Genomic DNA, 11913 nt, shown 5'->3' with positions numbered 1-11913 from the left:
TCCCAGGAGCATTCCCATGAGCTTCTCCCCCCAGGAAGCCCTGCAACGCACCATCGAGCACCGCGAAATCTTCTTCGACGAGATGGTCGACCTGATGCGGCAGATCATGCGCGGCGATGTCTCGCCGATGATGACTGCCGCCATCCTCACTGGCCTGCGCGTGAAGAAGGAAACCATCGACGAGATCGCCGCTGCGGCCACGGTCATGCGTGAATTCGCGCTGGCGGTGCCGGTGGCCGATACCACCCACCTGGTCGACATCGTCGGCACCGGCGGCGATGGCTCGCACACCTTCAACATCTCCACCTGCGCGATGTTCGTCGCGGCCGCGGCCGGTGCGCGCGTGGCCAAGCATGGCAACCGCAGCGTGTCGTCCAAGTCCGGCAGCGCCGATGCAGTCGAAGCACTGGGTGCGGCCATCGAGCTGCAGCCGGCGCAGGTGGCCGCGGCCATCGAACAGACCGGCATCGGTTTCATGTTCGCGCCGATCCATCACCCGTCGATGAAGGTGGTCGCGCCGGTCCGCCGCGAGATGGGCGTGCGTACCATCTTCAACATCCTTGGCCCGCTGACCAACCCGGCCAGCGCACCGTCGGTGCTGATGGGCGTGTTTCACCCGGATTTAGTGGGTATCCAGGCACGCGTGCTGCGCGAGCTGGGCACCGAGCGCGCCATGGTGGTCTGGGGCCGCGACAACATGGACGAGATCTCGCTGGGCGCCGGTACCCTGGTGGGCGAGCTGCGCGACGGCAAGGTACGCGAGTACGAGATCCACCCGGAAGACTTCGGCATCGCGATGTCGGCCAGCCGCAACCTGCGCGTGGATGGCCCGGAGCAGTCCATTGCCATGCTGCGCGCCGTGCTGGACAACCAGCCCGGTCCGGCGCTGGACATCGTGGCCCTGAACGCCGGCGCCGCGCTGTACGTGGCCGGCGTGGCCAGCGACATCGGCGACGGCCTGGCCCGTGCCCGTGCCGCCATCGCCAACGGCAGCGCCCGCCAGCGCCTGCAGCAGTATGTAGAGACCACCCGCGCGCTGGTTGCCTGAGCGCGCGGTTCAGCCTGACCCTCTTGATGGCCGATAATGGCCGTCCTCACCGCCCCCGCACCGAATCGAAGACGATGAGCGACATCCTGCAGACGATCCTGGCCCGCAAGGCCGAAGAAGTGGCCCAGCGCCGTGCCCAGCGTCCCCTCGAGGACCTGCAGGCCGCCGTGGCCAGCGCCCCGCCGGTACGTGGCTTCGTGCGCGCGCTGCAGGCGGCAGTGGCCAACGGCGATCCGGCGGTGATCGCCGAGGTGAAGAAGGCCAGCCCGTCCAAGGGTGTGATCCGCCCGGATTTCCGCCCAGCCGACATCGCCGTCAGCTATGAGTTCGGCGGCGCCAGCTGCCTGTCGGTGCTGACCGATGTGGACTTCTTCCAGGGTGCCGATGCCTACCTGCAGCAGGCCCGTGAGGCCTGCACGCTGCCGGTGCTGCGCAAGGACTTCGTGATCGACGCCTACCAGGTGTACGAGGCGCGCGTGCTGGGTGCCGACTGCATCCTGCTGATCGTCGCTGCGCTGGACGACACGCAGTTGGCCACGCTGTCCGAACTGGCGATGTCGCTGGGCATGGACGTACTGGTGGAAGTGCACGACATCGACGAGCTGGAGCGTGCGCTGCAGGTACCGGCACCGATGATCGGCATCAACAACCGCAACCTGCGCACCTTCGAGGTGTCGCTGCAGACCACGCTGGACATGCAGAAGGCGGTGCCGCGCGATCGCCTGCTGGTCACCGAGAGCGGCATCCTCGGTCCGCAGGACGTGGCGCTGATGCGCGATGCCGGCATCCACTCGTTCCTGGTGGGCGAAGCCTTCATGCGCGTGGAAGAGCCGGGCGAGGGCCTGCGTCAGCTATTCTTCGCGGCATGAAAACGCACTATCCGACGCCGCGCGACGATGCGCCGCTGGTGGTCTTCGATTTCGACCACACCCTCTACGATGGCGATTCGGGTACTCACCTGTTCGCTTCGCTGATCAAGCGCAACCCGCTGCGCATGCTGGCGGCGCTGCTGGTCACGCCGATCGCCGGGCCGATGGTGGCGCTGCTGCCGACCCGCCGTACCGGCATTTCGGTCTATGTGTGGATCGGCAGCTTCGGCCTGCACCGTGCGCGCGATTTCAACAAGGTGATCGACGCCTATGTGCTGCGCAACGAGGCGCAGATGCGCGCCAAGCTGCTGCCACAGGCGCTGGAGGTGTTCGCAGCGCACCGGGCCAAGGGTGACCGCGTGGTGGTTGCCACGGGCGCGCCACCAGAGCTGGCACGCGCGATCCTGACCTTCGTCGCCCACCAGGACGTACCGGTGATCGGCACCGAGGTCGGCCCACGGCTGGGTGGCGTCGGCCCGACCCGCCACTGCCACAACGAAGAGAAGATGCGCATGCTGCGCGAGCGCGGCTACGGCGACATCGATATCGCCTACTCCGACAGCACCGCCGACCTGCCGCTGCTGCTGGCCGCCAAGGCGCCGGTGGTGGTGAACCCGAAGCCGGGCAGGGTGGACTTCTTCCGCCGCGTGCTGCCGGCCGGCACCCGCATCCTCAACTGGGGCTGCGTGGACCGCGGCGGTGACAAGGCGTAACGCGCGGAATCCGCCGGGGATGGGATGACGGAGTGCCGGGCTGCGACCCGGTAGTGCCGGCCGCTGGCCGGCAACTTCATGATTGCGGAAGGGCTTGCGGGGTTGCCGGCCAGCGGCCGGCACTACCGAATCCCGTGCAGCTAGCGCCGGGCCATGCCCGGCGAGCGCTCAGCGCGCCAGATACCCGGTCAGCGCATGCCCGATCTGGAACAGGCTGATGCCCAGCACCAGCACGCCCACGGCCACCAGCACCCAGCGCTCCTTCAGGCGCTTCACCAGCAGTGCGGCCACCGGCGCGGCCATCATGCCGCCGATCAGCAGGCCGGCCACGATCTGCAGGTGATGCAGCCCCATCGACAGCAGGAACGTTGCTGAAACTGTCAGGGTGACCACAAACTCGGCCGCGTTCACCGTGCCGATGGTGGTGCGTGCCTGGCCGCCGCGGGCCAGCAGGGTGGAGGTGGCCACCGGCCCCCAGCCGCCCCCGCCGCTGGCATCCAGGAAGCCGGCCACGAAGCCCAGCACGGGCACCCGCTTGACCTCGCCCTTGGGCATCAGGCGGCCGGCGGCACGTGCCAGGATGATGATGGCCAGCACCAGCAGGTACAGGTAGATGAGCGGGCGGATCACCTCGCCGGGCAGCTGGGTCAGGCCGTAGGCACCCACGGCGCCGCCTACGGCGCCGGGCAGCGCCAAGCGCAGGAACAGGCGCTTATCGACATTGCCGGCGACCAGATGCGACACGCCGGAGGCGCCAGTAGTGAACACCTCGGCGGTGTGGATGGCTGCACTGGCCTGCGCGGGCGGAATGCCCATGGCCAGCATCACCGACGACGACACCAGGCCGAACGCCATGCCCAGCGCGCCGTCCACCAGCTGGGCGCCCAGGCCGATGAGGATGAACCACCAGAATGCGCTGCTCAGTTCCATGCACCGAGCCTAGCGCGTGAAAGAGTGCGGACCAAGGTCCGCACCCACCGGGTGCTCAACGATCAACGGGTGCCGTACAGCACCACGGTCTTGCCGCGGGCGTGCAACAGGCCATCGGTCTGCAGCTTCTTCAGCACGCGGCCGGCCATTTCGCGCGAGCAGCCGACCAGGCGGGCCAGTTCCTGGCGCGAGACGCGCAGCTGGCTGCCCTGCGGATGGCTCATCGCCTCCGGCTCCTGCGCCAGGTCGTGCAGGGTGCGCACGATCCGGTCGGTAACGTCCAGGAATGCCAGGCGGCTGGCCTTGCGGCTGGTGTCGAGCAGGCGCTTGGAGATCTGCTGGCCCAGCGCGTAGAGCAGGCGCGGGGCATCGGCCGACAGCGGGCCGAGGAACAGCTGGTGCAGGCGCTCGTAGCTGATTTCGGCCAGCTCGCAGGCGGTACGGGTCCTCAGGATCACCTCGCGGCGGTCCGATTCAACGAACAGGCCCATCTCGCCGACGAACTCGCCGGCACCGAAGTAGCCCAGCACCAGCTCGCGATCGTCATCTTCCTCGGCCATGATCGAAACCGAGCCGCTGATGACGTAATACAGGGTTCCCGCCGGGTCACCGGGTCGGAAGACGTCGGTACGGGTGGGGTATCGCCGCCTGTGGCTGTGCGCCAGGAAACGATCGATTGTGGCGATATCCAGGGCCAGTGGACTGCTAGCTAGGCGCACGGTTGACACGATAGGAGCGCTCCCTCTGCGCATGAACGGATTCACGGGGTCGATAGCGGAGCTTAACCAGCGCAATTGTTAAGGGCAAACAGTGTGCCAGATGTGAGCGCTCTTCACGTTCCCCCCGGGGACAGTTTGCCCCATAATTCCCCCTTTCCCTTCTTACACAGGAATCGACCGCCGTGGTCAAGCCGTTGCCTCGCCTGAGGCTGCAGGGTTTCAACAACCTCACCAAGGCGCTGAGCTTCAACATCTATGACGTGTGTTACGCGCGCACCGAAGAGGAGCGTCAGCGTTACATTGAATACATCGATGAAGAGTACAACGCCGACAGGCTGACTCAAATCTTGACCGATGTCGCCGAGATCATCGGCGCCAACATCCTGAACGTGGCCCGCCAGGACTACGATCCGCAGGGTGCCTCGGTGACCATCCTGATCTCCGAAGAACCGGTGATCGACAAGAAGCAGGCCGGCAAGGAGCTGATCTCCGATGCCGTGGTCGCGCACATGGACAAGTCGCACATCACCGTGCACACCTATCCGGAAACGCACCCGCAGGAAGGTATCGCCACCTTCCGCGCCGACATCGACGTGGCCACCTGCGGCGTCATTTCGCCGTTGAAGGCGTTGAACTACCTGATCGAAAGCCTCGAGTCGGACATCGTGATCATGGACTACCGCGTCCGTGGCTTCACCCGCGATGTGAAGGGCAAGAAGCACTACATCGATCACAAGATCAACTCGATCCAGAACTTCCTGGCCAAGAACATCAAGTCGCGTTACGAGATGTTCGACGTCAACGTCTACCAGGAAAACATCTTCCACACGAAGATGCACCTGAAGGACTTCGACCTGGACCAGTACCTGTTCGAGGAAAAGGCCAAGAACCTGTCGTTCAAGGAGCGCATGAAGATCGAAGCGCTGCTCAAGCGCGAGATCGAAGAGCTGTTCCACGGCCGGAACCTGTCCGAGTAAGCCCCATGTGCGATGCCCGCAGGCATCGCCGCCCAGGCGGGACGACCCGCCCCGTGGAACCAGTGCCCCGCACGCGTTACAGTTCCACGGTGATGTACCGACCCACGGCCCGGTGTGAAAACACCGGGCCGTTTCGTTTTTCTCAAAAAAGGTAAGGAGCCCCCACCCATGCCCTGGATCTACCTGCTGCTGGCCGGCCTGTTCGAGATCGGTTTCGCCCTCGGAATGAAGTACTCCGAAGGCTTCAGCAAACCCCTTCCCACCGCTGCCACGGTCGTGTCCGCGCTGATCAGCCTGTACCTGATGAGCCAGGCGATGAAGAGCATCCCGGTCGGTACCGCCTACGCGATCTGGACCGGTATCGGCGCCATGGGCGTGGCGGTGCTGGGCATCTACCTGTTCAACGACAGCGCATCGCCGGCCCGCCTGGCCTGCGTGGGCCTGATCGTGACCGGTGTGATCGGCCTGAAGCTGGTCTCGCCCAACTAAGGCGGCCCGACCAACGGTCGGGCCCCACCGTCGGGCCCACCGTGCCCTTGGGGAGGCCCCCACCGTTGGTGGGGCGCCCCGGTCAAATGCGGTAGGCGATGGTCTTCATGACCTTGGAAGCCAGCGCCATCGCGCCCGGGATCGGGAACGGCAGGCGGCGTGCGCCGGCCTGCTCGGCGTGGTCCGCATGGCGGGCCTCGTCTTCTTTCATCACGGCGATGACCGCGCGGCTGCGCAGGTCGCCGGCCGGCAGGTCGACCAGGTGCTCGTCCAGATGGGCTTCCACCTGGCGCTCGGTCTCGACCACGAAGCCCAGGTTCCAGCCGTCGCCGCGCAGCCCGGCCAGGGTGCCGATGGTGTAGCTGCCGGCGTACCAGAGCGGGTTGAACAGGCTCGGACGGCTGTCCAGTTCGCCCAGGCGGGTGGCGCACCAGGCCAGGTGGTCGGTTTCTTCCTGGGCCGCTTCCAGCAGGTGTTCACGCGTGGCCGGGTCGCGGGCCACGGCCGCCTGGCCGAAGTAAAGGCCCTGTGCGCAGACCTCGCCGACGTGGTTGATCCGCATCAGGCCGGCCGCGTGGCGGCGTTCGGTGCTGTCCATGCCCGGCTCGTCGGTGTCCGCAGCCGGATAGGGGCGGGCCGCCGGCGGGTTGCCGAACACCGTGTCCAGGGCGCGCTGCGCCTCGGTCAGCAGGTGGTCCAGCGGGGTGATCTGGCGGAGCACGGTCATGGCGGTACACGGTGGGGCGGAAGACCCCGCGATTCTCGCCCGACCCCGTCCCCCTGCCAACCCGGTCAAGGGCCGGCTTGCAACGGGGGGCTGACCTGCGTACAATCCCGCCTCTTACGCTTCACCTTTTCACAACGCGTGGCAGAGTTCCGGCGAGCCTTTCGCCGCAATGAGCCCGACCTAACCTAGAGTTCTTCATGAGCACTTTCACTGCCAAGAACGAGACCGTCCAGCGCGACTGGTACCTCGTCGACGCCGAGGGCAAGACCCTGGGCCGTCTCGCCACCGAGCTGGCCCGCCGTCTGCGTGGCAAGCACAAGCCGGTCTACACCCCGCACGTTGATACCGGCGACTACCTGGTCGTCATCAATGCAGAAAAGATTGCCGTCACCGGCAAGAAGCTGCAGGACAAGATGTATCACCGTTTCACCGGTTACATCGGCAACCTGAAGACCGAATCCCTGGCACAGGCGCTGGAGCGCCACCCGGAGCGCGTGATCGAGATCGCCGTGAAGGGCATGCTGCCGAAGGGCCCGCTGGGTCGCCAGATGTACCGCAAGCTCAAGGTCTACGCCGGCACTGAGCATCCGCACGCCGCACAGCAGCCGCAGGTTCTGGATATCTAATCATGGCTATCACTCAAAACTACGGCACTGGCCGCCGCAAGTCCTCCACCGCTCGCGTGTTCCTGCGCAAGGGTTCGGGCAACATCACCGTCAATGGCCGTCCGCTGGACGAGTTCTTCGGTCGTGAGACCGCGCGCATGATCGTGCGCCAGCCGCTCGAGCTGACCAAGAACACCGAAAGCTTCGACATCCTGGTCACCGCCGCTGGCGGCGGCACCACCGGCCAGGCCGGTGCGATCCGTCTGGGCATCGCCCGTGCTCTGGTCGAGTACGACGAAACCCTGAAGTCCGAGCTGCGCAAGGCTGGCTTCATGACCCGTGACGCCCGTGAAGTCGAGCGTAAGAAGGTCGGTCTGCACAAGGCTCGCCGCGCCACCCAGTTCTCCAAGCGCTGATCTACCGCGCCTGGTTGGGCTCCTTCGGGGGCCCGCTGGTTGGACAAGCAAAAGCCCGGCTTCGGCCGGGCTTTTGTCGTTCTGGGGTCGTGGATTTCCTGGTTGCCGGCCAGCGGCCGGCACTACCCGTGGTCCGCATGCCTGACCCCGGTCTCTGTCTGGAGAAGAGCCCCCTTGTTGTTCAAGGGGGTGCGCCGACAGGCGCGGGGATAAGGCGGGATGCGTGACCAAACAAAAAAGAAAAAAGCCTGATCTTTCGATCAGGCTTTTTTCTTTTTTGTTTGGCTGCCCCGGATGGATTCGAACCACCGAATGCCTGAGTCAGAGTCAGGTGCCTTACCGCTTGGCGACGGGGCAAAACGTGCAACTATTTTCTCACTTTTCACGCTGAAAAACAACTTGATTTTCAGTGTGGTGGCTATGGGTGGACTCGAACCACCGACCCCAGCATTATGAGTGCTGTGCTCTAACCGGCTGAGCTACATAGCCTTGGTGAGCCCGCTATTCTGCGGATGTGTATCGCCCCTGTCAACACTTTTGTATCGTGCTTGTGGGCCGACAGGCGGCATGGGATAGTCCCGACCAGTAGATTTTTTAGGAGTCCGCATCGTGATCGATCCGGACGGCTATCGACCGAACGTCGGCATTGTGCTGATGCGGCAGGACGGCCAGGTGTTCTGGGCACGACGTGTGCGCCGGGACGGCTGGCAGTTCCCGCAGGGTGGCATGAATACCGACGAGACGCCTGTCGAGGCCATGTATCGTGAACTGCAGGAAGAGACCGGCCTGCTGCCTGAGCACGTGGAAGTGCTCGGGGCAACGCCCGGCTGGCTGCGCTACAAGCTGCCGGCGCGGGCCATCCGCCGCAACGAGCGGCAGGTCTGCATCGGCCAGAAGCAGGTCTGGTTCCTGCTGCGCCTGACCGGCGACGAGTCCCACGTGAAGCTGGACCACACCGACTCACCCGAGTTTGACCACTGGCGTTGGGTGGACTTCTGGTACCCGGTGGAGCACGTGGTGATGTTCAAGCGTGGCGTCTATGCGCGCGCCTTGCGACATCTGGCGCCGTTGGCGCGCGGGGTGGCCGGGCAGGGCGTGACCGCCATGCCCAAGAGCGCTGCGGAGGCCTGGATGCCGGGCCATACCGCCGGGCATGACCGCCCACGCAAGCGCCCACGGACCCGCGGCTACTGGCCGAAGAAGGCCACCGGCGATGGTCCGGCCACGTGACCGGCTGAACCGTATCGAGAATGGTTCAGGTCTCTGATTGACAACCATTCTCGTTTCCATTGGAATAGCCAACAGGCCACTCTTGGCCTGTCAGCCCGGTTCACGCCTGTGTACGTCTGCATCTGCAACGGAGTCACCGACCACCAGATCCGCGAAGCCGCCAGCCATGGCGTCAGCACGGTGGCCGAACTGACCATGCGTACCGGTTGTGGTGCCACCTGCGGTTCCTGCCTGGACATGGCCGGCGATCTGCTGGCCAAGGCGCGTGCCACCCACGATCTGCCGCTGCCGGTCCTCGGTCTGGCCCAGGTCGCCTGATCGTCTCTTTCGCGGCGCGTTGACGCCGCGCTTTCGCATCCTTCACGTGCGGCCGCACAGGCCAATGCGCACGATTCGCGTTCCTTCACGGCCGCGCGCAAGGCGTTAAAGTGCCTGCGTTTTCAGCGTGCAGGAGCACCCCCATGAAGGGCGACACCAAGGTCATCGAATTCCTCAACAAGGTCCTCTACAACGAGCTGACCGCGATCAACCAGTACTTCCTGCACGCCAAGATGCTGAAGAACTGGGGCATCAAGGAGCTGGCCGAACACGAGTACAAGGAATCGATCGACGAGATGAAGCATGCCGACATGCTTGCCGACCGCATCCTTTTCCTCGAAGGCCTGCCGAATTTCCAGGCGCTGGGCAAGCTGCGCATCGGCGAGAACCCGACCGAGATCCTGCAGTGCGACCTGTCGCTGGAGCGCGACGGCGTAGTGACCCTGCGCGAGGCCGTGGCCTACTCCGATTCGGTGGGTGACTACGTCAGCCGCCAGCTGTTCGTGAAGATCCTCGACTCGGAAGAAGAGCACATCGACTGGCTGGAAACCCAGCTCGACCTGATCGAGCGTATCGGCGAGCCGAAGTACCTGCTCAGCAAGCTGGAAGAGTGACGTAGCGTCGAGCTTGCTCGACTGTGATCAGCATGGCGATGGTCGAGCAAGCTCGACGCTACCGATGCTGTGCCAGGTAGCCCGTCAGCGCCACGCGCGCCCGGGCGAATTCGGCAACCAGCAGCGCCACCGCCACTGCGGGGCGCTGCAGGCTGCCACTACGGGCTTCGTGCTCGATCCGCTGCGCGATTGCCGACAGCGACAACGCCCCCACGTTCGCACTCGATGATTTAAGGCTGTGGGCGATTGCCTGCAGTCGCGGCTCGTCGCTGCTCTGCGCGGCCTGCTGCAGCTGCTGCACCATCGCCGGCGCATCCTCCAGGAACACCGAGACGATCTGGAGGGCGGTATCGCCGATCACCGCGTGCAGTTCGTCCAGCACATCACGGTCCAGCACCGGTTGCGTCACCGCTTGGCTTTTCGTCTCTTGTAGAGCCGGGCCATGCTCGGCTGGCGGGATCCCACTGGCCCCGGATGCATCGCCGTCGAGCAAGCTCGACGCTACGACATCGCGTGATCGCTGCCCCCAGCGCCTCAACAGCGCATGCAAGGTGGCGCGTGCGATCGGCTTGGACAGGTAGTCGTCCATGCCGGCCTGCAGGCAGCGTTCGCGGTCACCGGCCATGGCGTTGGCCGTCATCGCGATGATCGGCAACCGCGAGCACCCGGTTTCCGTTTCTTCCGCACGCCAGCGGCGCGTGGCGGCGTAGCCGTCCAGCACCGGCATCTGGCAATCCATCAGCACCACGTCCACGCCGCCTTCGCGAAGGGCGGCCAGTGCCTGCTTGCCGTCGGCGGCGTTGCGCACCTCGCACTGGAACACGCGCAGCAGATGCTCGGCCACCATCCGGTTGACCGTGTTGTCTTCCACCAGCAGCACGCGCAGGTGCAATGGCGGCAGCGTCGGTGCGGGCAAGCCGTCTTCGGCATTGGCCAGCAGGGCGGCAGGGCGGGCAGGCGTGGCAGGCGCCGCCAGCAGTGCATGTAGGGCTGCATCATCGAAATGCGGGAGCAGCTGGCGTTGGCGCGGGCGTTGTGCAGGCGTGTCTTCCTGCAGCCACAGTACCTGCAGTGCATCATCGTCGCCGCGCTCGGCCAGCGCCTGCTGCAGCGTGACCTCGCCGCTGCGGCGGGTGCGGGAATCGACAATCAGCCATGCCGGTGCTGGTTGTCCGGGCCGCGCGGGAGCGCGCAGGCGCTCGACCACGGCATCCAGCTGTGCCAGCACCTGCACCTGCAGCCCATGGTGGGCGGCGATGCGCTCGATGCGTGCCTGCAGCGTTGCATCGGCGCTGAACAACAGTAGCGCTGCGGGGGCGCGCGTCATCGCAGGCAGGTCGCCGGGTACTTTCAGCAGCGGGATCTCGAACCAGAACGTTGCGCCCTGGCCGGGCGTGGACTGCACGCCGATCTGCCCGTGCATCAGGTCGATGATGCGCTTGCAGATGGCCAGGCCCAGGCCGGTGCCACCGTAGATGCGCGTGGTCGAGGCATCGGCCTGGCTGAAGGACTGGAACAGGCGTGCCTGCAGTGCCTCATCGATGCCGATGCCGGTGTCGATGATCTCGAAGCGCAGCTGGTGCTGGGCCGCACCTTCGCCCAGGCGCTGCACGCGCAGCTGCACCTGGCCGCGGGCGGTGAACTTGATGGCGTTGGCCAGCAGGTTGCTCAGCACCTGGCGCAGGCGTACCGGGTCGCCGCGCACCGGCAGGCGCACCGATGGGTCAAGCTGCAGGGCCAGGGACAGGCCCTTGGCATCGGCGGCGCGCTGCATCAGCTGCACCACGCCATCGAGCAGTTCGCGCAGGTTGAAGCTGGTGATCTCCAGTTCCAGCGCCTGCGCTTCCAGCCGGGAGTAGTCGAGGATGTCGTCGACGATGCGCAGCAGCTGCTGTGAACTGGCCGAAGCGGTGGCCAGCATCTGCCGCTGGTCCTCACCCAGCGGCCCGCGCGCGATCAGCTCCAGCATCGGCAGGATGCCGTTGAGCGGCGTGCGGATCTCGTGGCTCATCGTGGCCAGGAACTCGCCCTTGGCCAGCACGGCCGCTTCGGCGGCCTGCTTGGCCTGCAGCAGCTGCTGTTCCAGCTGGCCCTGGCGTTCGGTGGTATGGCGCAGCTGGTCGCGCTCGGCGGCCAGCGCGCTGTGCTCGCGCTGCAGCTGGGCCAGTGCCCGGCTGCGCGCGCGCAGGCGCATGCCCAACAGCAGCAGTGCGACGGCCGCAGCAAGGGCAACCAGCAGCACGCCCCACAGCGGCACC

At 65.8% G+C, this 11913-nt stretch carries 14 protein-coding genes and 2 tRNA genes; 10 read left to right on the top strand and 6 right to left on the bottom strand.

The window, feature by feature from the left end; all coding sequences use genetic code 11:
• Nucleotides 1-16: 16 nt before the first annotated feature.
• The 3 genes from trpD to ACZK4Z_RS20765 all read left to right on the top strand — a co-directional run bounded on the left by trpD (nucleotide 17) and on the right by ACZK4Z_RS20765 (nucleotide 2630).
• Nucleotides 17-1048: an anthranilate phosphoribosyltransferase gene (gene trpD / locus ACZK4Z_RS20775; RefSeq protein ID WP_049401667.1), complete on the top strand. Its 1032-nt coding sequence runs from the start codon at nucleotides 17-19 to the stop codon at nucleotides 1046-1048.
• A 74-nt stretch (nucleotides 1049-1122) separates the two neighbouring features.
• Entirely contained in the window at nucleotides 1123-1917 is a 795-nt protein-coding gene (gene trpC / locus ACZK4Z_RS20770) for an indole-3-glycerol phosphate synthase TrpC (RefSeq protein WP_049401666.1), read from the top strand.
• The gene (locus tag ACZK4Z_RS20765) at nucleotides 1914-2630 is read left to right on the top strand and encodes a haloacid dehalogenase-like hydrolase (RefSeq protein WP_125895884.1); all 717 of its coding nucleotides are present in this window, start codon (nucleotides 1914-1916) and stop codon (nucleotides 2628-2630) included. The genes trpC and ACZK4Z_RS20765 overlap by 4 nt, the downstream gene beginning before the upstream one ends.
• 168 nt (nucleotides 2631-2798) lie before the next feature.
• On the opposite strand, the gene ACZK4Z_RS20760 is transcribed toward ACZK4Z_RS20765, so the two are convergent.
• Nucleotides 2799-3560 (bottom strand): sulfite exporter TauE/SafE family protein, encoded by a 762-nt coding sequence (locus ACZK4Z_RS20760; protein ID WP_014038735.1) that lies wholly within the window; start codon nucleotides 3558-3560, stop codon nucleotides 2799-2801.
• Nucleotides 3561-3622: 62 nt separating this feature from the next.
• Nucleotides 3623-4312: a cAMP-activated global transcriptional regulator CRP gene (crp, locus tag ACZK4Z_RS20755; protein WP_010482649.1), complete on the bottom strand. Its 690-nt coding sequence runs from the start codon at nucleotides 4310-4312 to the stop codon at nucleotides 3623-3625.
• Between the two features lie 149 nt (nucleotides 4313-4461).
• On the opposite strand from crp, the gene speD reads away from it, so the two are divergent.
• Together speD and ACZK4Z_RS20745 are read left to right on the top strand one after the other, a co-directional pair.
• On the top strand, nucleotides 4462-5256 hold the full coding sequence (gene speD / locus ACZK4Z_RS20750; RefSeq protein ID WP_006473908.1) for an adenosylmethionine decarboxylase: 795 nt from the start codon (nucleotides 4462-4464) through the stop codon (nucleotides 5254-5256).
• A 168-nt stretch (nucleotides 5257-5424) separates the two neighbouring features.
• On the top strand, nucleotides 5425-5745 hold the full coding sequence (locus tag ACZK4Z_RS20745) for a DMT family transporter (RefSeq protein ID WP_125895840.1): 321 nt from the start codon (nucleotides 5425-5427) through the stop codon (nucleotides 5743-5745).
• An 82-nt stretch (nucleotides 5746-5827) separates the two neighbouring features.
• On the opposite strand, the gene coq7 is transcribed toward ACZK4Z_RS20745, so the two are convergent.
• Nucleotides 5828-6472 carry a 2-polyprenyl-3-methyl-6-methoxy-1,4-benzoquinone monooxygenase gene (gene coq7, locus ACZK4Z_RS20740; protein ID WP_032127169.1) on the bottom strand — a complete coding sequence of 215 codons (645 nt, stop codon included), beginning with the start codon at nucleotides 6470-6472 and terminating at the stop codon, nucleotides 5828-5830.
• 197 nt (nucleotides 6473-6669) lie between these two features.
• Here coq7 and rplM point away from each other — a divergent pair, with 197 nt between their 5' ends.
• On the top strand, nucleotides 6670-7098 hold the full coding sequence (rplM, locus tag ACZK4Z_RS20735) for a 50S ribosomal protein L13 (protein ID WP_005414692.1): 429 nt from the start codon (nucleotides 6670-6672) through the stop codon (nucleotides 7096-7098).
• A gap of 2 nt (nucleotides 7099-7100) precedes the next feature.
• A complete protein-coding gene (gene rpsI, locus ACZK4Z_RS20730; protein ID WP_005411311.1) occupies nucleotides 7101-7493 on the top strand; it encodes a 30S ribosomal protein S9 in 393 nt (130 codons plus the stop codon).
• A 282-nt stretch (nucleotides 7494-7775) separates the two neighbouring features.
• On the opposite strand, the gene ACZK4Z_RS20725 is transcribed toward rpsI, so the two are convergent.
• Together ACZK4Z_RS20725 and ACZK4Z_RS20720 are read right to left on the bottom strand one after the other, a co-directional pair.
• Nucleotides 7776-7850: transfer RNA gene (locus ACZK4Z_RS20725), tRNA-Gln, on the bottom strand.
• 55 nt (nucleotides 7851-7905) lie between these two features.
• Nucleotides 7906-7982: transfer RNA gene (locus ACZK4Z_RS20720), tRNA-Met, on the bottom strand.
• 120 nt (nucleotides 7983-8102) lie between these two features.
• Between ACZK4Z_RS20720 and ACZK4Z_RS20715 the strand changes: the two genes are divergently transcribed.
• The 3 genes from ACZK4Z_RS20715 (at nucleotide 8103) to bfr (ending at nucleotide 9655) form a co-directional block, all read left to right on the top strand.
• Nucleotides 8103-8723: an RNA pyrophosphohydrolase gene (locus ACZK4Z_RS20715; RefSeq protein ID WP_032127170.1), complete on the top strand. Its 621-nt coding sequence runs from the start codon at nucleotides 8103-8105 to the stop codon at nucleotides 8721-8723.
• 108 nt (nucleotides 8724-8831) lie between these two features.
• Complete coding sequence (locus ACZK4Z_RS20710; RefSeq protein WP_005411309.1) at nucleotides 8832-9041, top strand: (2Fe-2S)-binding protein; 210 nt, start codon at nucleotides 8832-8834, stop codon at nucleotides 9039-9041.
• A 143-nt stretch (nucleotides 9042-9184) separates the two neighbouring features.
• Nucleotides 9185-9655: a bacterioferritin gene (gene bfr / locus ACZK4Z_RS20705; RefSeq protein WP_005419804.1), complete on the top strand. Its 471-nt coding sequence runs from the start codon at nucleotides 9185-9187 to the stop codon at nucleotides 9653-9655.
• Between the two features lie 58 nt (nucleotides 9656-9713).
• Here bfr and ACZK4Z_RS20700 read toward each other — a convergent pair whose 3' ends face one another.
• Nucleotides 9714-11912 carry an ATP-binding protein gene (locus tag ACZK4Z_RS20700; RefSeq protein ID WP_125895842.1) on the bottom strand — a complete coding sequence of 733 codons (2199 nt, stop codon included), beginning with the start codon at nucleotides 11910-11912 and terminating at the stop codon, nucleotides 9714-9716.
• Between the last annotated feature and the right edge of the window lies 1 nt (nucleotide 11913).

The sequence above is a fragment of the Stenotrophomonas sp. 71799_Sma genome (genome assembly GCF_056482505.1).
The sequence above is the reverse complement of the archived record's forward strand: the minus strand, read 5'-3'. Positions and strand labels throughout refer to the sequence as shown.

Coding starts and splice junctions, on each gene's coding strand:
- trpD (WP_049401667.1), top strand. CDS start 17: ATGAGCTTCTCCCCCCAGGAAGCCCTGCAACGCACCATCGAGCACCGC.
- trpC (WP_049401666.1), top strand. CDS start 1,123: ATGAGCGACATCCTGCAGACGATCCTGGCCCGCAAGGCCGAAGAAGTG.
- ACZK4Z_RS20765 (WP_125895884.1), top strand. CDS start 1,914: ATGAAAACGCACTATCCGACGCCGCGCGACGATGCGCCGCTGGTGGTC.
- ACZK4Z_RS20760 (WP_014038735.1), bottom strand. CDS start 3,560: ATGGAACTGAGCAGCGCATTCTGGTGGTTCATCCTCATCGGCCTGGGC.
- crp (WP_010482649.1), bottom strand. CDS start 4,312: ATGCGCAGAGGGAGCGCTCCTATCGTGTCAACCGTGCGCCTAGCTAGC.
- ACZK4Z_RS20745 (WP_125895840.1), top strand. CDS start 5,425: ATGCCCTGGATCTACCTGCTGCTGGCCGGCCTGTTCGAGATCGGTTTC.
- coq7 (WP_032127169.1), bottom strand. CDS start 6,472: ATGACCGTGCTCCGCCAGATCACCCCGCTGGACCACCTGCTGACCGAG.
- rplM (WP_005414692.1), top strand. CDS start 6,670: ATGAGCACTTTCACTGCCAAGAACGAGACCGTCCAGCGCGACTGGTAC.
- rpsI (WP_005411311.1), top strand. CDS start 7,101: ATGGCTATCACTCAAAACTACGGCACTGGCCGCCGCAAGTCCTCCACC.
- bfr (WP_005419804.1), top strand. CDS start 9,185: ATGAAGGGCGACACCAAGGTCATCGAATTCCTCAACAAGGTCCTCTAC.